Origin of the sequence: Streptomyces sp. NBC_01077, from assembly GCF_045162855.1 — a bacterium.
In the GTDB taxonomy this organism is placed as follows: domain Bacteria; phylum Actinomycetota; class Actinomycetes; order Streptomycetales; family Streptomycetaceae; genus Streptomyces.
Genome location: NZ_CP108669.1, coordinates 5,229,327 through 5,251,748 on the forward strand (window position 1 = coordinate 5,229,327; position 22,422 = coordinate 5,251,748).

Sequence of the window (22,422 nt, forward strand, 5' to 3'; positions counted from 1 at the left end):
TACGCAACGGCCACCGGACACAATGAGCCGGTGCGGTATCTCATCCTCGGCACCACCGAGGCCCTCGACCCCCGCGGCACCCGCCTCCCCGTCGGCGGCGCCCGGCTGCGCGCGCTGCTCGCCGCCCTCGCGCTGCGCGGGGGACGCGCCGTCTCCGTCACCGAACTCGCCGACGACGTGTACGGGGATTCCCCGCCGCAGGACGCCCCCGCCGCCCTCCAGGCCCTGGTCGGCCGCCTCCGCCGGATCATCGGCAGCGAGGCCGTCGCCTCCACCCCCGGCCCCGGCTACCGGCTCGTCGCCGCCCCCGAGGACATCGACCTGTACGTCTTCGAGCGTCGTGTCAGGGACGCGGGTGCCCACCTCGACGCCGGCGACCTCGAAAGAGCCTCCGCCCTCCTCGGACGGGCCCTCGGGCTCTTCCGGGGCCCCGCCCTCGCCGACCTGTCCGACGCGGCGGGCGTCCGTCCCGAGGCCCAGCGGCTCGCGGCCCTGCGACAGCGCGTCGAGGCCGATCTGCGCCGGGGCGCCACCGACGGACTCGTACCGGAGCTGACCGAGCTCACCACCACGTACCCGTACGACGAGGCCTTCCGCGCCCAGCTCATCCGTGCCCTGCGGGCCGAGGGCCGCCACGCCGACGCCCTCACCGCCTACGAGTCGGCCCGCCGTACCCTCGCGGACGCCCTCGGTGCCGACCCGGGTCCCGAACTCGCCGCCCTCCACCAGGAACTCCTCGCGGGTCCGCCCCCGGGCCCGCCCCGTACGAGCAGCCCGTGGGGACCGCCGCCACCCGCCCACCCGCGGTCGGAAACGCCGCCGGATCCGTGGCAGCGCCCCGATCCCGGTACCGCGCGGGAACCCCGTCCCGGGCCGCCCACGCCGGACCATCCGCGCCCCCTCACCCCGGCCCCCACCCACGCGGATCCCACCCCCGGCAACATCCGCCCCCGTCTCACCTCCTTCGTGGGCCGTGAGCCCGAGCTGGCCGCGCTCCACGCCGATCTGGCCCGTTTCCGGCTGGTCACGCTCACCGGCCCCGGCGGTTCCGGCAAGACCCGGCTCGCCGAGGAGGCCGCCCTGAGGGTCTTCGCACCGGCCGCGCCGGCCGTGGCGCCCGCCGGACTCGCCCCCTCAGCGAGTCCCGAGGCTCCCGCCTCCGTAGCGAGTCCCGACGACCCGGACCTCGCCCCCGCCGCCTGGATCGCCGAGCTCGCCCCGCTCGACGACCCCGAGGCCGTCCCCGGCGCCGTGCTCTCCGCGCTCCGGCTCCGCGAGATCAACCTGATCACCCGCGACGGCGTGACCCTCCAGGACGACCCCACGGCCCATCTCGTCGAGCACCTCGCCCGCCGCCCCTTCCTCCTCGTCCTCGACAACTGCGAGCACGTGGTCGACGCGGCCGCAGCCCTCGCCGAGACCCTCCTCACCCACTGCCCACAGCTCCGGATCCTCGCCACCAGCCGCGAACCCCTCGGCGTCCCGGGGGAGTCGGTCCGACCGGTCGAGCCCCTGCCGCCGGATCCCGCGCACCGCCTCTTCGCCGAGCGCGCCCGCGCCGTACGCCCCTCGTTCGACCTCGCCCGGGACGGCGGCGCGGCCGTCGACGAGATCTGCCGCCGCCTCGACGGTCTGCCGCTCGCCATCGAACTGGCCGCCGCCCGGCTGCGGCTGCTCACCCCGCGCCAGATCGCCGACCGTCTCGACGACCGCTTCCGGCTCCTCACCTCCGGCTCCCGTACGGTCCTGCCCCGCCAGCAGACCCTCCGCGCGGTCGTCGACTGGTCCTGGGACCTGCTCGACCCCGAGGAGCGCACCCTGCTCCGCCAGGTCTCGGTCTTCGCCGGCGGCTGGGACCTCGCCGCCGCCGAATCCCTCTCCTCGCGCGCGGCGGACTCGCTCGGCGCCCTGGTCGACAAGTCCCTCGTCGTCGCCACCCCCACCGAGGGCGGTGAGATGCGCTACCGGCTCCTGGAGACCATCCACGAGTACGCGGCCGAGCGCGCCGCCGAGACCCCGGCGCTCCTCGCCGCCGCCGAGGCCACCCACACCGCCCACTTCACGGCCCTCGCCGAGACCGCCGAGCCCAAACTCCGCTCCGGCGAGCAGCTTCCGTGGATCGAGCGGATCGAGCGCGACCTCGACAACATCCGCGCCGCCCTGCACCGCACCCTCGTCACCTCCCCCACGCTCTCGGCTTCGCTCGAGCAGGGGGGACCCTCGCCCGACGAGGCCGCCGCCCTCCGCCTGGTCTTCGCCATGGGCTGGTTCTGGTGGCTGCGCAACTACCGCCCCGAGGGCCTGGCCTGGGTCGATCGCACGGTCACGCTCGGCGACGACCCTGCCGACCCCGAAGACCCCCGCTACTGGCCCCGTATGCGGCTGCGCATGATGCAGTTCTTCCTCGCGGTCGAGAGCCGCACGATGGGGGACTTCCAGGAACCGGAGACGATCGCGCTCGTCCGCCGCGTGCGGGCCGCGTTCGGCGAGCCACCGGGCCCCGAGTCCGCCCGGTTCCCCGGCCTGCTCTGGCCGTTCACCGCGTACCTCACCGAGGAGCCGGCCGTGGTCCGCGACCTCCTCGACGCTGCCGTGGCCAACTGCCGTCGCCACGCCGGCGACTGGGAGGTCGGCGTGAGCCTGATGTTCCGTACGCACATGGTCGTCGACATGCCCGGCGGCATGCCCGGCGTCGACGAGGACCTGGCCGAGCTCCGCTTCCTCGCCCGGCGCGTCGGCGACCGCTGGATGGGGGCCCAGATCGCGAGCGCGGCGGGTGAGGCCCATATGCTGCGCGGCCGCAGGGAGGAGGCCGGGGAGGCGTACGAGGAGGCCCTCCGCCTGGCCCGCGAGGTCGGCGCGCACGCCGAGTCCCCGTTCCTCCTCGCCCGCCTGGCCGAGCTCGCCTACCGGGCAGGGGACATGGAAGCGGCCGAGAAGGGCATCGACGAGGCCTCACGGGAGGCGGAGCGCTACCGCGTGGGGGACACCGGTGTGTTCGTCTGCTTCCTGCGCGCCGCCCTCGCCCTGTACCGCGGTGAGGTCGCGGAGGCCCGTGCCCAGCTGGAGGAGGCGGGCCGCACGGTCGCGACGGGTGCGCCCCCACCGCATTTCCAGGCGGTGCTGGTGGGGATGTCCGCGCGTGTCGAGGCGGGTGAGGGCCGGGATTCCGCCGTCGCCACGGCCACCGCGGCGCTGCGCTCCGCGCGGGACGCGCAGTGCGCGGAGTTCATCACCACGGGCCTGGCGGAGGGCCTCGCGGTCGTCCTGTCCTCGGCAGGCGAACCGGCCCTGGCCGTACGGATCATGGCGGCCGTCGAGGGCTGGTGCGAGGAGCTGCCTCGCTCGGTCCCGGGCCTGCGGGACCTCCAGGCCGTGACCGACCGGGCGCTCGCGGCGCTCGGCCCGTCGGGCCTCGCCGCCGCCCGTGCGGCGGGGGAGGGCCTCGGCATCGACGACGTACTGGCCCTCGCGGAGACCGTCACCGCGAGGCCCGAACCGGACGGACACGGCAACGTCGGGAGCAGCTGACCCGGCCCGGAGGGGAATGTCGGGAGCAGCTGACCCGGCCCGGAGGGGACCTCAGGAGCAGCCGACCCGACACGGACGGGGACGTCAGGAGCAGCTGATACGGGACTGCGCCCAGTCGGCGACCGCGGCCCGCCCGAACGGCGTGTGCTCCTCCACCACCAGCCGGATCGTGCTGCGGCCGGTGATGTCGACGTGCACCGGGATCGGCGGGTCGCCGGCCTGGACCACGTCGGAGCGCCAGAGCCGCTCCTCGTCCCCGTACACGGAGAAGCGGACGCCGCCGATACCGAGCAGGGCGCTCAGGTCGTCGACGCCGACGATCGCGTCGTAACCGGTGCACTGCCGGTTGAGGTTGATGAGCAGGGACGAGGGTGCGTGGACGCTCACCCCGTGCGCGTACTGCGTGCCGCCGATGGAGAGGCTGTTGCGCTGCCACATCCAGCTGCTGTCGGCGAGGTCGACCTCGGGCTTGGAGCCGTCGCCGAAGATCCCGTAGTCCAGCTGGTTGACCTGGTAGACGGTCGGCGGTGCGGGCGGCGGCGTCGGCTTCGGCGAGGGCTTCTCAGGGCTCGGCGTAGGCGTCGGCGTGGGCGTCGGCTTCGGGCTGGGCTTCGGCGGTGGCGTCGGCTTGGGTGAAGGCTTCGCCGGCGTCGGCTTCGGCGAGGGCTTCTCGGGAGTCGGCGTCGGGGTCGGCGTCGGTGTGGGCGCCGGCGGCTCCGACCGTACGGGCGGGGGCGGCGGTACGGGCTTCGGCGTCGGCTTCGGCGGGGGCGCGGGCTCCGCCGGTACGACAGGGGTGACGACCGGCTGTGTGGGCTTGGGCGCGGCCACGGGCTGCGGATCCCCGGCCATGGCCCAGACGAGCCCGGCGGCCGCGGCGACGGCCACGGCCGCCGCGATACCGGCCTTCGCGGGTGCGCCGAGCCCCTCGGCGGCGGCGCTGCCGGAGGCCGCGCCGCCGGAGGATCCGGAGGCCGCGGCCGCCGCGCCTGCGGCACCCGCGCCGACGGCGCCACCGGCGACGACGCCGGCGGCCTTGAGCGAGTACCCGGCGGCGAACCAGCCGATGACGGCGACCGGAAGCAGCGCGGGGATCCCGGCGTTGACATGGGCCAGCTCACCGGCGGCGAGCCGGCACTTGGCGCACTCCTCCAGGTGCTTGCGCAGTCCGCGCTCCGCGTGCATGCGCAGGCCCCCGCGCGCGTAGGCGCCGAGCCGGTCCGCGTACCGGGCGCAGTCGCCGCCGGCCGTCAGGGACTGGCTGACGTGGGCCTGGAGGTAGGCCTGCTTGAGGCCCTCACGGGCGCGGCTGGCGAGTACGGCCGTGGCGTTGGCGGTCAGGCCGAAGAGCGGCGCGACCTCGCTCGGGGACTCCTCCTCGACGGTGGTGTGCCACAGCACGGCCTGCCAGCGCTCGGGCAGTGAGCGGAAGGCCTGCATGGCGAGCGACTGCTCGGCCTCGTGCATGGCCCGGACGTCGGCGCCGAGGTCCATCCCCGCTCCGAATGAAGCAGTCTGGTCGGAGACCTCGGAGGAGCGGGCGGCCTCGGCCGCGAACACCGCGAAGTCCTCGACGAGGTGTTCCCGCTTCTGCGTCCTGGCCCAGTTCGCCGCGACCCGTCTGACAGTGGTCATCAGATAGGCGCGGACGGCCTGTTCGGGCCCGGCTCCGCCCCGGACCGCCTGCAGCGTACGGGCGAAGACCTCGGCGGTCAGGTCGTCGGCGGTGTGCGCGTCCCGGCAGCAGGTCCTGGCGTAGCGGCGCACGGCGTCGGAGTGCCGGCGGAAGAGTTCCTCGTACGCGGAGTCGTCGCCGTCCCGCATGAGCTGGACGAGCTCGGAGTCGGAGGGCGGCAGTTCGACGGGCGGCGGGAGCACGGTGTCGTGCTCGTCGTCCTCGGCAGCCGTATCGGCCCAAGTCGTATCGGCCCCGGAGTGGCCGGCGAAGCCCTCGGGGGCGGCAGCTCCCGCGACGGCACTGGATCCGGCGCCCGCACCCCACCCGGACGCCTTGCCCTCTCGCTGTTGCGGCACGCTCGCGTCGAGGGGATCGACGGCGCCCACCGCACCCACGCCCACCGCATCCGGCGCACCGGAGAGGCCTCCCGGCCCGCCCTGACTCGGCACCTGCCGGGAGGGCAGGCCCCCCGCATCCGCGGGGCCGCCCAGCGGCTCGTCCCGACTGTCACCGCTCATCGCGGAAGCCCCCGTACGCACGCTCGGACCCGAACACCGGCCAAGCCTGCCACAGAGCGCGGGCACGCCGAAGCGCCGCGTCCACTTACCACTCGTCCGGGGCGACTTCGTGTATCCGGGCGTAACCGCTCACACGTTCGTGTCATGCTCGTTGGTCCGCCCGGACCACGAAAGCGCCGAAACGCGGGAAGCCGAAGCTCCCGAGCTTCCTACCGGGAGCGCAGACCCTCGAGCAGGATGTCGAGGAGCCGCGTCGAGGCCGCCGCCTGCTGCACCGCGTCCGGCAGGGCCGGGGCGGCGGTGGCGATGACGAGGAGGACGTCGGCCACGGTCACGTCGGTCCGCAGCTCACCCGCCTCACGCGCCCGGTCGACCAGCCGGCCGACCACCTCGAGGAGCTCCGACGCGCCCGCGTCGTCCTTCTCGTCGGCCGGTACGGCCCGCGGCGCGACCACGCGCGCATCGGTCTGCTCGCCGACACCCCGCTGGTAGGGCACCCGCGCCGCGTCGTCCTGTTCGCCGCCGAACGGCAGCACCGTGACGTCGTCGACGCCCACCCGCAGCACCTGCGGCGGAAGGAGCCGACCCGCGCCCGAGGCCACCGAGGTCCGCAGGAACCGGGAGAGCGCCGACCACGGCTCGTCCTCCTGGCCCAGCGCGGCCCGCGCCTGCTCGGTCAGCCGGGAGGTCTCCTCCTCGGCTATGCGCCTGACCAGCACGTCCTTGCTCGGGAAGCGCCGGTAGACGGTGCCGACGCCGACGCGGGCGCGGCGTGCCACGTCCTCCATCGGGGCCCCGTAACCGAGCTCGCCGAACACCTCGCGCGCGGCGCGCAGCACGTGCTCCAGATTGCGCTGGGCGTCCACCCGCAGCGGCGCGGATCTGCCGCCGACCGGTGCGCCGTTGCGCTCGGAGCCGACGACGCCCGCGTGCGGGCCGTCGTCCACGGTCGCCGTCCCGGCGCCCGTCTGCCATCGTGAATCCTGAATCTGCATAAGCGTTCCCCCGCTCATGATGTCTCCCCCCGGAGACTCCCCGCCCTGACACGGGGCTTCCGGTCGACGAGCGCTTCGGTCCACGCGCTCCCATCCGACACCCCGACGAAGTACGAACATAGTTGAGTCCGGGTCAATTCAGAAGGGGGAGTTCCGTACGGTGCGCCCCCCGATCGGAGCAAGGACCGGAACACTCCCGATTCCGACCCCCCACCGAACCCGGCGCGGCCGCCCTGACCTGCACTGTTGTGGCCACACCCCCCTCATGCGCCACCCCGCGCCTCCGTACCCCTCCGGTCACACAATTTGCCGGGGCTGTGGACAAACAACGGACGGGGGTGCGTCATGGGACAGTGACCGAACCTGCGCGCATTCTCGTCGTCGGCGGTGGCTACGTCGGCATGTACACCGCGCTGCGCCTCCAGCGGCAGCTCCGGGCCGAGCTGAGAGCCGGCGCCGTCGAGATCGTGGTGGTCACGCCCGAGCCGTACATGACGTACCAGCCGTTCCTGCCCGAGGCCGCCGCCGGCTCGATCTCCCCGCGCCATGTCGTCGTGCCGCTCCGCCGGGTCCTCGACCGCTGCCGGATCGTCATCGGCGAGGTCCTCTCCGTCGATCACGCCAAGCGGACCGCGATCCTCTCCACCCTCGCCACGGCCGAGGAGGGCACCGGAGCGGTCGACCTCACGTACGACGAACTGGTCATCGCGCCGGGCTCGGTCTCCCGCACGCTCCCGGTCCCCGGCCTCCCCGACCACGGCATCGGCTTCAAGACCGTCGAGGAGGCCATCGGCCTGCGCAACCACGTCATCGAGCAGATGGACATCGCCTCCTCGACGCGTGACCCGGCGCTCCGCGACGCGGCCCTGACCTTCGTCTTCGTCGGCGGGGGCTACGCGGGCGTGGAGGCGCTCGCCGAGCTGGAGGACATGGCCCGCTACACGGCGCGGTACTACCACAACGTCAAGCCCGAGGACCTGCGATGGGTCCTCGTCGAGGCCTCGAACCGGATCCTGCCCGAGGTGGGCGCGGAGATGGGCCGGTACGCCATCCGCGAGCTGCGCGGCCGGAACATCGACGTACGCCTGGAGACCCGTCTCGAGTCCTGCGAGGACCGGATCGCGGTCCTGAGCGACGGCACCCGGCTGCCCACCCGTACCGTCGTGTGGACCGCGGGCGTCAAGCCCGCCCCCGTCCTCGCCGAGACCGACCTGCCGCTGAACGAACGCGGCAGGCTCCGCTGCACGGCCCAGCTCGCCGTCGAGGGCGTCGGCCACGCCTGGGCGGCCGGTGACGCCGCCGCCGTCCCCGACGTGACCTCGGACGAACCGGGCAAGGAGTGCGCGCCCAACGCGCAGCACGCCGTCCGCCAGGCCAAGGTCCTCGCCGAGAACATCGTGGCCTCCCTGCGCGGGCAGCCGCTCAAGGAGTACGCGCACGCGTACGTGGGTTCCGTCGCGTCCCTGGGCCTCCACAAGGGAGTCGCCCACGTCTACGGACGGAAACTCAAGGGATATCCGGCATGGTTCATGCACCGCGCCTATCACCTGAGCCGGGTGCCCACCTTCAACCGCAAGGCCAGGGTCCTCGCCGAATGGACCCTGTCCGGCCTGTTCAAACGGGAGATCGTCTCCCTCGGCTCGCTGGAACACCCCCGCGCCGAATTCGAACTCGCCGCCGCTCCGCCACCCGACCACGGCGACAAGCTGTCGTCCTGACATCACTGTCAGTGCACTCGTCCACACTGGACGTGTGACCATAGGTGGGCTCACACCTGCACAGCGTGACTCTGCACGGCACCGACACCACGAGGCATAGAGATCCGTGAACTTCACCCGTTGGAGCGCCCGGCTCCCCGGCACACAGCGCCGCGCGGCGCGGGGGACCGAAGGCTCCGTGCCCGCCGCCCGCGGTGAGTACGCACAGCAGCTGGAGCACCTCGCCGAACAGGCGGGCGAGGCCGGCGAGGCCGACGACGTACCCGCACTGGAGGACTTCTCCGTACGGGAGCTCCTCGGCCGTCTCCCCGGCCTGGTCGCGCTCGCGTACGGCCCGGAGCACCGCATCGCGTACGTCAACGACGCCTATGCCGCCGCCTTCGGACCACGCCCCGCGGGCGTGCCCGTCGCCGACACCTGCCCGGAGGCGGAGGAGCTCGGCCTGCTGCCCCTGATGGACCAGGTGCTGCGCAGCGGCAAGCCGCGCACGGTCAAGTCCCGCCGCACCCAGGACGGCGGCTCGTACACGGTGACGTGCCTGCCCGTGGACAGCCCGCACCTCGACGGTGGCGGAGTCCTCGTCCACGCCGCGGACGTCACCGACCACGCGGACGCCGCCGAGCGGCTGCGGGCCAGCGAGCGCCGCCACCGCGAGACCGCCGTCACCCTCCAGCGCTCCCTGCTCCCGCAGGACCTGGAGCAGCCCGACGACCTGCGGATCGCCGCCACCTACCAGCCCGGCGGCACCGACGCGGCGGTCGGCGGCGACTGGTACGACGTGATCACCCTCGGCGCCGGCCGCACCGCGCTCGTCATCGGGGACGTGATGGGCCGGGGCGTGCGCGCCGCCGCCGTCATGGGCCAGCTCCGCACCGCCGTCCGGGCCTACGCGCGCCTGGACCTGCCCCCGCACGAGGTGCTCCAGCTGCTCGACGGCCTCGCCGCCGAGATCGACGCCAGCCAGATCGCGACCTGTGTGTACGCGATCCACGACCCCAACGAGGGGAAGCTGGTCTACGCCTCCGCGGGCCACCTCCCGATCCTCGTACGGGACGAGGACGGCAGCGTCCGGCGCGCCGAGGACCCGACGGGGCCGCCGCTCGGGACGGGTGGCTGGCTGCACGCCTCGGGCTCCATCGCCCTGCCGCCCGGTTCGACCGCCGTCCTCTACACGGACGGCCTGGTGGAGCGGCGCCGCGAGGACATCGACGAGGGCGTCGCCGCCCTGGCCCGCGCGCTCTCCGGCGCCAGCGGCACCCCGCAGGTGGTCTGCGACCGGCTGCTCCGCTCCCTGGGGGTCACCGCGGAGCACGACGACGACGTGGCCGTCCTGGTCGTCCAGCACCCGTCCCGCAAGGGGGCGGACGCGGAGCTCTTCCACAACGCGGCCCTGGAACTCCTCGGCGGCGTCGAGGCCGCTCCCCGCGCGCGTGCCTTCGCCTCCGGGGTCCTGTCGTCCTGGCGCTTCCCGGTCGAACTGCGCGACCTGGGCGTCCTCGCCACCAGCGAGCTGGTGGCGAACTCCCTCCAGCACGGCACCCCGCCCATGCGGCTGCGCCTGCGCCGCACCGACCGCCGCCTGATCATCGAGGTGACGGACGGGGACGACCATCTGCCGCGCCGCCGCCGGGCGGAATCGGAGGACGAGGCGGGTCGCGGAATCTCGATCATCGCGACGATCGCCTCGTCCTGGGGGAGCCGCCGCACACCGGGCGGCGGCAAAGCGGTCTGGTGCGAGTTCGCCCTGCCCGACCAGTAGGGCGTCAGGCGGCCGCGGTCTCCTTCTCGGGCACGTGCTGTGCCACGACCCGGGACGGCTTCACGGCGAGCGACGGCTGGTTCTGCTCCGGGGTCAGCTGCTTGCCGAGCCGCACGGCGAGGAACGTGATGCCGAGCGAGAAGAGCACGAACGTCACGATGTACGGACCGTGCAGCGCGGCACCCATGGGCCCGCCCACGGCCGGACCGACGGCCAGCGCCAACTGCTTGACCAGCGCGAAGGCCGAGTTGTACTGCCCGACCATCGACTCCGGCGCCAGGTCGGCGACCAGCGGCGCGACGGTCGGCGACAGCATCGCCTCACCGAGCCCGAAGAGGGCGTACGTGGAGACGAAAGCGGCCGTCGCCATGGTCTGGCTGCCGTGCCCGAGACCCGCGTACCCGGCGATCAGCCAGGCCACGGTCCAGATCAGACCGACGGCCGCGATCACCCGGCTCCGCCTGCGGCGCTCGACGAACTTCAGCACCAGGAACTGGGCGGCCACGATCACCGCGGTGTTGGCGGCCAGGGCGATACCGAGCGTCGAGGGCTGGATGCCGGCGGCCTCGGTGCCGTACGCGGCGAGCCCCGACTCGAACTGTCCGTAGCAGGCGAAGAAGAGGACGAAGCCGAGGACGCACAGCTGGACCATGGCCTTGTGCCCGAGCAGCGCACGGATGCCGCCGCCCTTGCCGCCCTCGGAGGGACGGGCACCCTGGAACGCGGGGGAGCCCGGCATCCGCACGGTCCCGACGATCGCGGCCAGGACGAGGAACATCGCCGCCTCGATCGAGAACAGCAGGATGAAGCTGCCCGGCCGGCTCGTGTCGACCAGCAGACCGCCGATCAGACCACCGACACCGAGACCCAGGTTCTGCAGGAAGAACTGCATGGCGAAGGCCCGCGTGCGGCCGGCGGGCGTCGAGCACCAGACGATCATCGTGGCGAGGGCCGGCTGGAGCACGGCGGTACCGGCACCGAGCAGCGCCGCGGCGCCCACGGCCGCGGGCACGCTGGAGGCGAAGCCCATCGCCACGGCACCCACGGCGGCGACGACCGAGGCGACCAGAAGAACGGGCACGGGCCCGCGCCGGTCGATGGCCCGCCCGCTGAAGGGCAGCACCACCAGTGCGGCCATGGCGAAGACGGCCAGGACGATGCCCGCCGTGGCGGCGCCCAGATCCCGCACCTGAGCCACGTACACATAGAGGTACGGGACGGTGAAGCCGAGTCCGAACGCGCTCAGCGCGCTGCCTGCCTGAATACGGCGCATCGCTGCGCCCCTCGCCTTGGTCACACTCACCCACTTCGGTCGCAGGTTCAGAGGTGTAGCCCTGAACCTTGAAGACTTCAACACTAAAGTTAGAGCCTTAACAGTACACACCGAAGGACTTCAACGCCAACGAGACCCGTGGGATACTCGCCTCCATGTCCGACAACCCCGAGCGGTCCGGCCCGCAGGCTCCGCAGGAGCCGAGCCTCGACGAGCAGATCGCCGCCTACCAGCGCGAGTTCCGCGACCTCGACCCCCAGGTCGAGAAGGTCGTCTCCGCCCTCGGCCGGCTGAACCGCCGGATGAACGTGGCGTACGGACGCCAGCTCGCCGACCTCGGCATCAGCAACGCCGAGTGGGAGGTCCTCAAGACCCTGGTCCTCGCCGGTGAGCCCTACCGACTGGGCCCCGGCGAGCTCGCCAAGCGTCTTGGCCTCACCCCGGCCGCGATGACCCATCGCATCGACCGCATGGCGGGCGAGGGCCTGGTCACCCGCGACCGCGACGAGAACAACCGCGTCCGCGTGATCGTCGAGCTCACCGACGAGGGCCGCTCGAAGTGGCTGGAGGCCATGCGCATGGCCACGGACTTCGAGGAGGAGCTCCTCCAGGACCTCACGTCCGACGAGAGGGGAGTCCTCGGCGAGATCCTCATCCGGCTCCTGCGCCGCGTGGAGCTCACCCAGCCCGACGCCGGCGGCCGCCTGACGGACCTCGACTGAGGTCATCTGAGGGGGGTTGACACGCCCCTGCTGGATGCGTAGTGTTCTCCGAGTTGTCACAGAGCCGGAACGGTTCTTCGACAACCACTCCGCCGCTGATAGCGGCACCTCTACTCCGCACGATCTCCCCACCGGGATGAATTTCGGCATGCCGAAATTCATTTCGAAAGACTCGATTATGAGCCGCCGGGGAAATCCGCTAGAGTTTGAGACGTCGGAACGGCCCAACAGCCGCAAAGACAAACCCCGCTGACTGGGAATCAGACGCCGAAAGGATCTGATAGAGTCGGAACCGCCGGAAGGGCCCGAAGCGAAAGCGAATGGGACCGGAAAGCACCGAGGAAATCGGATCGGAAAGATCTGATAGAGTCGGAAACGCAAGAACGAAGGGAAGCCCGGAGGAAAGCCCGAGAGGGTGAGTACAAAGGAAGCGTCCGTTCCTTGAGAACTCAACAGCGTGCCAAAAATCAACGCCAGATTAGTTGATACCCCGTCCATCTTCGGATGGCGAGGTTCCTTTGAAAGTCCTGCTCGGCCCTTGTGGCGGGTAGGCAACATACACAGCGAGGACGCTGTGGACAGTCGGCCTTATTCCGGCCTGACTGTCCCGCTCAACGCGAGTGTCACCCGATTACGGGTAAACATTCACGGAGAGTTTGATCCTGGCTCAGGACGAACGCTGGCGGCGTGCTTAACACATGCAAGTCGAACGATGAAGCCCTTCGGGGTGGATTAGTGGCGAACGGGTGAGTAACACGTGGGCAATCTGCCCTTCACTCTGGGACAAGCCCTGGAAACGGGGTCTAATACCGGATAACACCGGCTTCCGCATGGAAGCTGGTTGAAAGCTCCGGCGGTGAAGGATGAGCCCGCGGCCTATCAGCTTGTTGGTGGGGTAATGGCCTACCAAGGCGACGACGGGTAGCCGGCCTGAGAGGGCGACCGGCCACACTGGGACTGAGACACGGCCCAGACTCCTACGGGAGGCAGCAGTGGGGAATATTGCACAATGGGCGAAAGCCTGATGCAGCGACGCCGCGTGAGGGATGACGGCCTTCGGGTTGTAAACCTCTTTCAGCAGGGAAGAAGCGAAAGTGACGGTACCTGCAGAAGAAGCGCCGGCTAACTACGTGCCAGCAGCCGCGGTAATACGTAGGGCGCAAGCGTTGTCCGGAATTATTGGGCGTAAAGAGCTCGTAGGCGGCTTGTCACGTCGGGTGTGAAAGCCCGGGGCTTAACCCCGGGTCTGCATCCGATACGGGCAGGCTAGAGTGTGGTAGGGGAGATCGGAATTCCTGGTGTAGCGGTGAAATGCGCAGATATCAGGAGGAACACCGGTGGCGAAGGCGGATCTCTGGGCCATTACTGACGCTGAGGAGCGAAAGCGTGGGGAGCGAACAGGATTAGATACCCTGGTAGTCCACGCCGTAAACGTTGGGAACTAGGTGTTGGCGACATTCCACGTCGTCGGTGCCGCAGCTAACGCATTAAGTTCCCCGCCTGGGGAGTACGGCCGCAAGGCTAAAACTCAAAGGAATTGACGGGGGCCCGCACAAGCAGCGGAGCATGTGGCTTAATTCGACGCAACGCGAAGAACCTTACCAAGGCTTGACATATACCGGAAAGCATTAGAGATAGTGCCCCCCTTGTGGTCGGTATACAGGTGGTGCATGGCTGTCGTCAGCTCGTGTCGTGAGATGTTGGGTTAAGTCCCGCAACGAGCGCAACCCTTGTCCTGTGTTGCCAGCATGCCCTTCGGGGTGATGGGGACTCACAGGAGACCGCCGGGGTCAACTCGGAGGAAGGTGGGGACGACGTCAAGTCATCATGCCCCTTATGTCTTGGGCTGCACACGTGCTACAATGGCCGGTACAAAGAGCTGCGATGCCGCGAGGCGGAGCGAATCTCAAAAAGCCGGTCTCAGTTCGGATTGGGGTCTGCAACTCGACCCCATGAAGTCGGAGTTGCTAGTAATCGCAGATCAGCATTGCTGCGGTGAATACGTTCCCGGGCCTTGTACACACCGCCCGTCACGTCACGAAAGTCGGTAACACCCGAAGCCGGTGGCCCAACCCCTTGTGGGAGGGAGCTGTCGAAGGTGGGACTGGCGATTGGGACGAAGTCGTAACAAGGTAGCCGTACCGGAAGGTGCGGCTGGATCACCTCCTTTCTAAGGAGCACAGTACCGATTGCAGGCAAATGTTCTGCACGGTCAGCTCATGGGTGGAACGTTGATTAGTTGGCACAGTCTCTCTCCGAGAAATCGTTAGTACTGCTTCGGCGTGGAAAACGGGATCGAGGAACGGACTGTGCTTGGCACGTTGTTGGGTATCTGAGGGTACGGCCGTAAGGTTTGTATCTTCGCGATGCCGGCCCCAGTGAACTCATCTGCTTGTCGGGTGGGGTGATGGGTGGCTGGTCGTTGCTTGAGAACTACACAGTGGACGCGAGCATCTGTGGCCAAGTTTTTAAGGGCGCACGGTGGATGCCTTGGCACCAGGAACCGATGAAGGACGTGGGAGGCCACGATAGTCCCCGGGGAGCCGTCAACCAGGCTTTGATCCGGGGGTTTCCGAATGGGGAAACCCGGCAGTCGTCATGGGCTGTCACCCATGCCTGAACACATAGGGCATGTGGAGGGAACGAGGGGAAGTGAAACATCTCAGTACCCTCAGGAAGAGAAAACAACCGTGATTCCGGGAGTAGTGGCGAGCGAAACCGGATGAGGCCAAACCGTATGCGTGTGATACCCGGCAGGGGTTGCGCATGCGGGGTTGTGGGATCTCTCTTTCACAGTCTGCCGGCTGTGAGACGAGTCAGAAACCGTTGATGTAGGCGAAGGACATGCGAAAGGTCCGGCGTAGAGGGTAAGACCCCCGTAGCTGAAACATTAACGGCTCGTTTGAGAGACACCCAAGTAGCACGGGGCCCGAGAAATCCCGTGTGAATCTGGCGGGACCACCCGCTAAGCCTAAATATTCCCTGGTGACCGATAGCGGATAGTACCGTGAGGGAATGGTGAAAAGTACCGCGGGAGCGGAGTGAAATAGTACCTGAAACCGTGTGCCTACAAGCCGTGGGAGCGTCGCTCATTGAGTTTACTCAATGGGTCGTGACTGCGTGCCTTTTGAAGAATGAGCCTGCGAGTTTGCGGTGCGTTGCGAGGTTAACCCGTGTGGGGAAGCCGTAGCGAAAGCGAGTCCGAATAGGGCGATTCAGTAGCGCGCTCAAGACCCGAAGCGGAGTGATCTAGCCATGGGCAGGTTGAAGCGGAGGTAAGACTTCGTGGAGGACCGAACCCACCAGGGTTGAAAACCTGGGGGATGACCTGTGGTTAGGGGTGAAAGGCCAATCAAACTCCGTGATAGCTGGTTCTCCCCGAAATGCATTTAGGTGCAGCGTCGTGTGTTTCTTGCCGGAGGTAGAGCACTGGATAGGCGATGGGCCCTACCGGGTTACTGACCTTAGCCAAACTCCGAATGCCGGTAAGTGAGAGCACGGCAGTGAGACTGTGGGGGATAAGCTCCATGGTCGAGAGGGAAACAGCCCAGAGCATCGACTAAGGCCCCTAAGCGTACGCTAAGTGGGAAAGGATGTGGAGTCGCAGAGACAACCAGGAGGTTGGCTTAGAAGCAGCCACCCTTGAAAGAGTGCGTAATAGCTCACTGGTCAAGTGATTCCGCGCCGACAATGTAGCGGGGCTCAAGCGTACCGCCGAAGTCGTGTCATTGCAGCAATAGGGCCAACGCCCGCTGTGATGGGTAGGGGAGCGTCGTGTGCCGGGTGAAGCAGCCGCGGAAGCGAGTTGTGGACGGTTCACGAGTGAGAATGCAGGCATGAGTAGCGATACACACGTGAGAAACGTGTGCGCCGATTGACTAAGGGTTCCTGGGTCAAGCTGATCTGCCCAGGGTAAGTCGGGACCTAAGGCGAGGCCGACAGGCGTAGTCGATGGACAACCGGTTGATATTCCGGTACCCGCTTTGAAACGCCCAATATCGAGCCCATTAATGCTAAGGCCGTGAAGCCGTTCCGGACCCTTCGGGGAAAGGAAAGTGGTGGAGCCGCTGATCCAAGGTGGTAGTAGGTAAGCGATGGGGTGACGCAGGAAGGTAGTCCAACCCGGGCGGTGGTAGTCCCGGGGTAAGGGTGTAGGGCGTTGTCCAGGTAAATCCGGACAGCACATAGCCTGAGACCTGATGCCGAGCCGATTGTGGTGAAGTGGATGATCCTATGCTGTCGAGAAAAGCCTCTAGCGAGTTTCATGGCGGCCCGTACCCTAAACCGACTCAGGTGGTCAGGTAGAGAATACCGAGGCGTTCGGGTGAACTATGGTTAAGGAACTCGGCAAAATGCCCCCGTAACTTCGGGAGAAGGGGGGCCACGTCTGGTGATCGGATTTACTCCGTGAGCTGGGGGTGGCCGCAGAGACCAGCGAGAAGCGACTGTTTACTAAAAACACAGGTCCGTGCGAAGCCGTAAGGCGATGTATACGGACTGACGCCTGCCCGGTGCTGGAACGTTAAGGGGACCGGTTAGCTCTGTTTCGACAGGGCGAAGCTGAGAACTTAAGCGCCAGTAAACGGCGGTGGTAACTATAACCATCCTAAGGTAGCGAAATTCCTTGTCGGGTAAGTTCCGACCTGCACGAATGGCGTAACGACTTCTCGACTGTCTCAACCATAGGCCCGGTGAAATTGCACTACGAGTAAAGATGCTCGTTTCGCGCAGCAGGACGGAAAGACCCCGGGACCTTTACTACAGTTTGATATTGGTGTTCGGTTCGGCTTGTGTAGGATAGGTGGGAGACTTTGAAGCCGTGACGCCAGTCATGGTGGAGTCGCCGTTGAAATACCACTCTGGTCGTGCTGGATGTCTAACCTCGGTCCGTGATCCGGATCAGGGACAGTGTCTGATGGGTAGTTTAACTGGGGCGGTTGCCTCCCAAAGGGTAACGGAGGCGCCCAAAGGTTCCCTCAGCCTGGTTGGCAATCAGGTGTTGAGTGTAAGTGCACAAGGGAGCTTGACTGTGAGACCGACGGGTCGAGCAGGGACGAAAGTCGGGACTAGTGATCCGGCGGTGGCTTGTGGAAGCGCCGTCGCTCAACGGATAAAAGGTACCCCGGGGATAACAGGCTGATCTTCCCCAAGAGTCCATATCGACGGGATGGTTTGGCACCTCGATGTCGGCTCGTCGCATCCTGGGGCTGGAGTCGGTCCCAAGGGTTGGGCTGTTCGCCCATTAAAGCGGTACGCGAGCTGGGTTTAGAACGTCGTGAGACAGTTCGGTCCCTATCCGCTGCGCGCGTAGGAATATTGAGAAGGGCTGTCCCTAGTACGAGAGGACCGGGACGGACGAACCTCTGGTGTGCCAGTTGTCCTGCCAAGGGCATGGCTGGTTGGCTACGTTCGGGAGGGATAACCGCTGAAAGCATCTAAGCGGGAAGCCTGCTTCGAGATGAGTATTCCCACCTCCTTGAGAGGGTAAGGCTCCCAGTAGACGACTGGGTTGATAGGCCGGATGTGGAAGCCCAGTAATGGGTGGAGCTGACCGGTACTAATAGGCCGAGGGCTTGTCCTCAGTTGCTCGCGTCCACTGTGTTAGTTCTGAAGTAACGAACTGTGCCGATTTCCGGTTGGTTAACTTCATAGAGTTTCGGTGGTCATAGCGTTAGGGAAACGCCCGGTTACATTCCGAACCCGGAAGCTAAGCCTTTCAGCGCCGATGGTACTGCAGGGGGGACCCTGTGGGAGAGTAGGACGCCGCCGAACAATCATTGTGGGAAAGCCCCGCACCTTATGGTGCGGGGCTTTTCTGCGTTTACGGGCCGGAACCCTTTCGGGGCAGGCCCGTAAACGGCAGGCCGGTTCGGGTCAGGCCGGCGCGACCAGTTGGGTGTCGTAGGCCAGGATCACTGCCTGGACGCGGTCGCGGGCGCCCGTCTTCGCCAGGATGCGGCCGACGTGGGTCTTCACCGTCGATTCCGCGAGGTGGAGGCGTTCGGCGATCTCGGTGTTCGTCCAGCCCTGGCCGATGACCGTGAGGATCTCGCGTTCCCGTTCGGTGAGGGAGGCAAGACGGGGGTCCTCCGGGCGCGGGTCCGCGGTGGGGGACGTCGGCAGGTGGTGGATGTAGGCGTCCAGGAGGCGGCGGGTGAGGCTCGGGGCGACGACCGCGTCGCCGCTCGCGACCGCGCGGATGCCGGCGAGGAGTTCCTCCGGCTGGGCGTCCTTCACCAGGAAGCCGCTGGCCCCGGCGCGGAGGCCGTCGTACGCGTACTCGTCCAGGTCGAAGGTGGTGACGATCAGGATCCGGGTGCGGTCGCCGCCGGCGACGATCCGGCGGGTGGCCTCGATGCCGTCGAGGCCGGGCATCCGGATGTCCATCAGGACGACGTCGGGGTGGTGCCGGTCGACCAGCCGGATCGCCTCGGTGCCGTTCGCGGCCTCGCCGACGACGGTCATGTCGTCCTGGCTCTCCAACAGCATGCGGAAGCCGAAGCGCTGCATCGGCTGGTCGTCCGCGATGAGAACGGTCGTCACGAGGGGGAGCCCTTCCGGGGAAGTCGGGGAAGTCGGAGGCTGACGTGCCAGCCGCCGGTCGGCAGCGGGCCGCTTTCGAGTGTGCCGTCGTAGAGGGCCGCGCGTTCGCGCATGCCCGTGAGTCCCTGGCCGGGAGGCGAGGCCGGGGCGGGTGCTCCCGTGTTCGTGATCTCCGCCCGTACCTCTTGGGGGGTGTAGGTCAGGAGGACGGTCGCCGTCGCGCCTTCGCCGGCGTGCTTGAGGGTGTTGGTCAGGGCCTCCTGGACGGTTCGATAGACCGTCAGCTGGGCGCCCGGCGTGAGCGGTTGAGCGGTGGGGGCGTCGCGGAGGTCGAGCCGTACGGGCAGGCCTGCCTTCCGTACGCCGGTGATCAGGGTGTCGAGGTCGGCCAGGGTCGGCTGGGGGGCGCGGGCCGCCTCCTGCTCGTCGTCGCGCAGGACGCCGAGGAGGCGGCGGAGTTCGGCGAGGGCCTCGCGGCTCGTCGTACCGATGGCGTCGAGGGCCTGGGTCGCACGTTCGGGGTGCTTGGCCGCCGCGTACCGGCCGCCGTCCGCGAGGCCCGTGATGACCGAGAGGTTGTGGCCGATGATGTCGTGCATCTCCCGGGCGATCCGGGTGCGTTCGGCCGCCGCGGCGAGCCTGACCTCCTGGTCGCGTTCGATCTCCAGGCGGCGGGCCCGGTCGACGAGGGCCGCCGTGTGGTCCTTGCGGGAGCGGACAGCGATGCCGAGGAGGGCGACGAGCGCGTACGTCCACAGGGTGGGGACGACGTGCTGGTCCCAGCTGCCCCGGGGGAAGCGGAGCGCGCCGGTGAGGAGTGGCGGGAGGAGCAGGGCGAACGCCCCGAGGAGGGCGCGGGGCGGTCGTACGAGGGCGATGTGGAAGAGCGGGATCAGCTGGAGGTAGCCGGCCTGGAGGAAGGCGCCCGAGGCGGCGCTGACGAGCGCCGCGCAGGCCATCGTGGCGAGGGCGGCCGTGGGGTGGCGGCGGCGCGCGTACAGGGGAAGGGCGAGGGCCAGGCTGAGGGCGACCACGAGCCAGGTCGGGACGGTCGGGTCGGGGGCGGTGGTCCGCCAGCCGCCGGACGCGTCCACGAGCGCGGCTCCGGTCCAGAAGAGCGTCAGGGTGGTGTCCCACAGCCAGGGGCGGCGGGCGTCGACGGCGCGGGCGCGGGTGAGCAGCTGTTGGGCGGAGAGGCTGAGGCCCGTCGTGCCGGTTGCCGCTTCCCGCGCCGTCTCCGTGGTCACCTGATCATCTCCTCATACGTCCCGGCGCTTGAGCAACAGCGCGGGGACGGTGATCGCCGCGGCCGCCCACAGGAGCAGGGCGAGGAGTGCGCCGCCGGGGGAGGCGCCGCCCGGCAGCGGGGTGGCCGAGCCGAGGGCGCCGGCGGCCTGGGTGGGGAAGTACCGGACGACCGTCTCCATCGCCTCGTACGGGAGCATCCCGAGGACCTCGGGCAGGATCATCACGCCGCCGACGAAGGCGCCGATCGCACCGGGTACCGAGCGGAGGGCCGCGCCGAGGCCGAGGGCGATCAGGCCGAGGAGGGTGATGCCGGCGGCGTTGCCCGCGACGGCGGCGAGGACGCCGTCGTCGGTGAGGGAGGCGGCCTGGTCGGTGTCGGAGAGGAAGACCTGGGCGGTGAGGAAGGTCAGCAGGTTGGTGAGGAACGTGAGGGTGAGGACGACGCCGGTGTAGACGGCTGCCTTCGCCCCCAGGACGGGGAGGCGGCTCGGGACTGCGGTGAGGGAGGCGCGGATCATGCCCGTCGCGTACTCGCCGGCCGTGACCAGGATGCCGAGGACGGCGAGGGCGATGGCGCCGAGTTGGGTGCCGTAGAGGGTGAGGATGACGGTGTCGACGTCGGAGTCGCCGCCGTCGGCGGTGTAGGTGGAGCCCATGAGGATGCCGACGCCGAGGACGAGTGCGACGGCGCTGAGGACGGTGATCCAGGTGGAGCGGACGGTCCAGAGTTTGTGCCACTCGGAGCGGAGTACGCGCGCGTGGGTGAGGGTCGGCGTGGGGGCGGGACGGTCGGTGGGGGTGGCGGCCGACGTGACGGTCCGGGTGGTCATGCGGAAGCTCCCTGGTATTCGACGGAGTCGTGGGTGAGGGCCATGAACGCCTGCTCCAGGGAGGCGGCCTGAGGGGTCAGTTCATGGAGGGGGAGGCCGTGGGCGGCGGCCGTGCGGCCGATCTGCGGCGCGTCCGGGCCGGTGACGAGGAGGGTGTCGGGGGTCTCCACGGTGATCCCGGCGCCGGGGAGCAGGTTCCGCAGCCGGTCGGCCTCGGGGGTGACGACCTTGACGGAGGCGCTGCCGGAGGTGCGGACGAGCTCGTCGACCGTGGTGTCGGCGAGGAGCCGGCCCTTGCCGATGACGATCAGGTGGTCGGCGGTGAGGGCCATCTCGCTCATGAGGTGGGAGGAGACGAGGACGGTACGGCCTTCGGCGGCGAGGGACTTGAGGAGGGTGCGGATCCAGAGGACGCCCTCGGGGTCGAGGCCGTTGACCGGTTCGTCGAGGACGACGGTGGCCGGGTCGCCGAGGAGCGCGGCGGCGATGCCGAGGCGCTGGCCCATGCCGAGGGAGAAGCCCTTCACGCGTTTGCGGGCGACATGGGTGAGACCGGTGAGGGCGAGAACCCGCTCCACGCGTGCGTGGGGGATGCCGTGGGTGTGGGCGAGGGCCATCAGGTGGTGGTACGCGGAGCGGCCGGGGTGCACGGAGCGGGCTTCGAGGAGGGCGCCGACGCGGGTGAGCGGGGCGCTGTGCCGGGCGTAGGGGCGGCCGTCGACGGTGGCGTGGCCGCGGGTGGGGGCGTCGAGGCCGAGGATCATGCGGAGGGTGGTGGACTTTCCGGCGCCGTTGGGGCCGAGGAAGCCGGTGACGGCGCCGGGGTGGACGGTGAAGCTGAGGTCCTGGACGACGGTGGTGTCCCCGTACCGCTTGGTGAGGTTCTCTGCTCGGATCATGTCTTCGACGTTAGGGAGCGGGCGGCGGCGGGACGTCCGACCGGGGGCGGGAGCCGGGGCGTGCGCGTAGTACCGGGGTACGACGGAGGAGAAAAGCCCTTGTCAGGGGGGTGCGGTCGTCGGAGGATCGGGCCCATGGACTTTTCGATACGTGTCATCCGCGCCGACGAGTGGGAGCAGACCCGCGAGATCCGTCTGGCGGCCCTGCGGGACCCGGTCGCGCATCTCGCGTTCCTCGACACGTACGAGGCGGCCGTGCAGCGCCCGGACGCCTTCTGGCAGGAGCGCGCCGAGGGGGGGTCCGAGAGCGGCGAGGGGAACGCGCGGCAGTTGGTGGCCGAGGCCCCGGACGGGAGTTGGGCCGGCACCATCTCGGTCCTGGTGGAGCGGCCTTCGGACGAGGTGCGCTTCGGGGAGCCGGCGAAGGTCGACCAGACGCACATCGTGGGTGTCTACGTACGGCCCGAGGCGCGTGGGACCGGTGTGATCGACGCGCTGTTCCGCGCGGGCGTGGAGTGGTCCTGGTCGCTGGCGGAGCCGGTGGAGCGGGTGCGGCTGTACGTCCACGAGGACAACGCGCGCGCCGCCGCCTTCTACCGCCGCTTCGGCTTCGTGGCGACGGGGGACCGGGTGGCGGTGCCGGGGCACGACACGGCGATGGAGGACGAGTACGAGATCCGGCGCGTCTCCTAGGGCGGCGCGGGGGCC

The 22,422-nt window shown here is 69.1% G+C and carries 12 protein-coding genes and 3 rRNA genes; 8 read left to right on the forward strand and 7 right to left on the reverse strand.

Translation table 11 applies throughout. The annotated features are described in order from the left end of the window. The first annotated feature begins 30 nt into the window (after positions 1-30). On the forward strand, positions 31-3,531 hold the full coding sequence (locus OG462_RS23590; RefSeq protein ID WP_406060448.1) for an AfsR/SARP family transcriptional regulator: 3,501 nt from the start codon (positions 31-33) through the stop codon (positions 3,529-3,531). Between the two features lie 84 nt (positions 3,532-3,615). Here OG462_RS23590 and OG462_RS23595 read toward each other — a convergent pair whose 3' ends face one another. Next, the gene (locus OG462_RS23595; protein ID WP_406060450.1) at positions 3,616-5,727 is read right to left on the reverse strand and encodes a sigma-70 family RNA polymerase sigma factor; all 2,112 of its coding nucleotides are present in this window, start codon (positions 5,725-5,727) and stop codon (positions 3,616-3,618) included. Between the two features lie 209 nt (positions 5,728-5,936). Further along, positions 5,937-6,722, reverse strand: coding sequence for a TetR/AcrR family transcriptional regulator (locus OG462_RS23600; protein ID WP_406060451.1), 786 nt, complete (start codon positions 6,720-6,722; stop codon positions 5,937-5,939). A gap of 353 nt (positions 6,723-7,075) precedes the next feature. On the opposite strand from OG462_RS23600, the gene OG462_RS23605 reads away from it, so the two are divergent. Continuing rightward, complete coding sequence (locus tag OG462_RS23605) at positions 7,076-8,440, forward strand: NAD(P)/FAD-dependent oxidoreductase (RefSeq protein WP_406060453.1); 1,365 nt, start codon at positions 7,076-7,078, stop codon at positions 8,438-8,440. A gap of 106 nt (positions 8,441-8,546) precedes the next feature. Next, positions 8,547-10,199, forward strand: coding sequence for a SpoIIE family protein phosphatase (locus OG462_RS23610; RefSeq protein WP_406060454.1), 1,653 nt, complete (start codon positions 8,547-8,549; stop codon positions 10,197-10,199). Positions 10,200-10,203: 4 nt separating this feature from the next. Here the strand turns inward: OG462_RS23610 and OG462_RS23615 are convergent, their stop codons facing one another. Beyond that, complete coding sequence (locus OG462_RS23615; protein WP_406060456.1) at positions 10,204-11,472, reverse strand: MFS transporter; 1,269 nt, start codon at positions 11,470-11,472, stop codon at positions 10,204-10,206. A gap of 155 nt (positions 11,473-11,627) precedes the next feature. On the opposite strand from OG462_RS23615, the gene OG462_RS23620 reads away from it, so the two are divergent. From OG462_RS23620 to rrf, 4 genes are all read left to right on the forward strand, one after another. After that, the gene (locus OG462_RS23620; RefSeq protein WP_030318311.1) at positions 11,628-12,194 is read left to right on the forward strand and encodes a MarR family winged helix-turn-helix transcriptional regulator; all 567 of its coding nucleotides are present in this window, start codon (positions 11,628-11,630) and stop codon (positions 12,192-12,194) included. 644 nt (positions 12,195-12,838) lie between these two features. Further along, positions 12,839-14,364: ribosomal RNA gene (locus OG462_RS23625) — 16S ribosomal RNA — on the forward strand. Between the two features lie 288 nt (positions 14,365-14,652). Then, positions 14,653-17,775 (forward strand): 23S ribosomal RNA (locus OG462_RS23630). A gap of 74 nt (positions 17,776-17,849) precedes the next feature. Beyond that, positions 17,850-17,966: ribosomal RNA gene (gene rrf, locus OG462_RS23635) — 5S ribosomal RNA — on the forward strand. The 16S, 23S and 5S rRNA genes sit together here, the layout of an rRNA operon. 102 nt (positions 17,967-18,068) lie before the next feature. Here the strand turns inward: rrf and OG462_RS23640 are convergent. From OG462_RS23640 to OG462_RS23655, 4 genes are read right to left on the reverse strand one after another with little or no spacing between them, the layout of a single operon-like run. Further along, on the reverse strand, positions 18,069-18,737 hold the full coding sequence (locus OG462_RS23640) for a response regulator (protein ID WP_406060458.1): 669 nt from the start codon (positions 18,735-18,737) through the stop codon (positions 18,069-18,071). Next, positions 18,734-19,984 (reverse strand): sensor histidine kinase, encoded by a 1,251-nt coding sequence (locus OG462_RS23645; protein ID WP_406060460.1) that lies wholly within the window; start codon positions 19,982-19,984, stop codon positions 18,734-18,736. The genes OG462_RS23640 and OG462_RS23645 overlap by 4 nt, the downstream gene beginning before the upstream one ends. A 12-nt stretch (positions 19,985-19,996) precedes the next feature. Further along, on the reverse strand, positions 19,997-20,815 hold the full coding sequence (locus OG462_RS23650) for an ABC transporter permease (RefSeq protein WP_406060462.1): 819 nt from the start codon (positions 20,813-20,815) through the stop codon (positions 19,997-19,999). Then, positions 20,812-21,714 carry an ABC transporter ATP-binding protein gene (locus tag OG462_RS23655; RefSeq protein WP_406060464.1) on the reverse strand — a complete coding sequence of 301 codons (903 nt, stop codon included), beginning with the start codon at positions 21,712-21,714 and terminating at the stop codon, positions 20,812-20,814. Before OG462_RS23655 ends, OG462_RS23650 begins: the two co-directional genes overlap by 4 nt. 135 nt (positions 21,715-21,849) lie before the next feature. Between OG462_RS23655 and OG462_RS23660 the strand changes: the two genes are divergently transcribed. Next, complete coding sequence (locus tag OG462_RS23660) at positions 21,850-22,407, forward strand: GNAT family N-acetyltransferase (RefSeq protein WP_406060466.1); 558 nt, start codon at positions 21,850-21,852, stop codon at positions 22,405-22,407. Positions 22,408-22,422 lie beyond the last annotated feature (15 nt).

Coding starts and splice junctions, on each gene's coding strand:
- OG462_RS23620 (WP_030318311.1), top strand. CDS start 11,628: ATGTCCGACAACCCCGAGCGGTCCGGCCCGCAGGCTCCGCAGGAGCCG.
- OG462_RS23615 (WP_406060456.1), bottom strand. CDS start 11,472: ATGCGCCGTATTCAGGCAGGCAGCGCGCTGAGCGCGTTCGGACTCGGC.
- OG462_RS23650 (WP_406060462.1), bottom strand. CDS start 20,815: ATGACCACCCGGACCGTCACGTCGGCCGCCACCCCCACCGACCGTCCC.
- OG462_RS23595 (WP_406060450.1), bottom strand. CDS start 5,727: ATGAGCGGTGACAGTCGGGACGAGCCGCTGGGCGGCCCCGCGGATGCG.
- OG462_RS23600 (WP_406060451.1), bottom strand. CDS start 6,722: ATGCAGATTCAGGATTCACGATGGCAGACGGGCGCCGGGACGGCGACC.
- OG462_RS23655 (WP_406060464.1), bottom strand. CDS start 21,714: ATGATCCGAGCAGAGAACCTCACCAAGCGGTACGGGGACACCACCGTC.
- OG462_RS23660 (WP_406060466.1), top strand. CDS start 21,850: ATGGACTTTTCGATACGTGTCATCCGCGCCGACGAGTGGGAGCAGACC.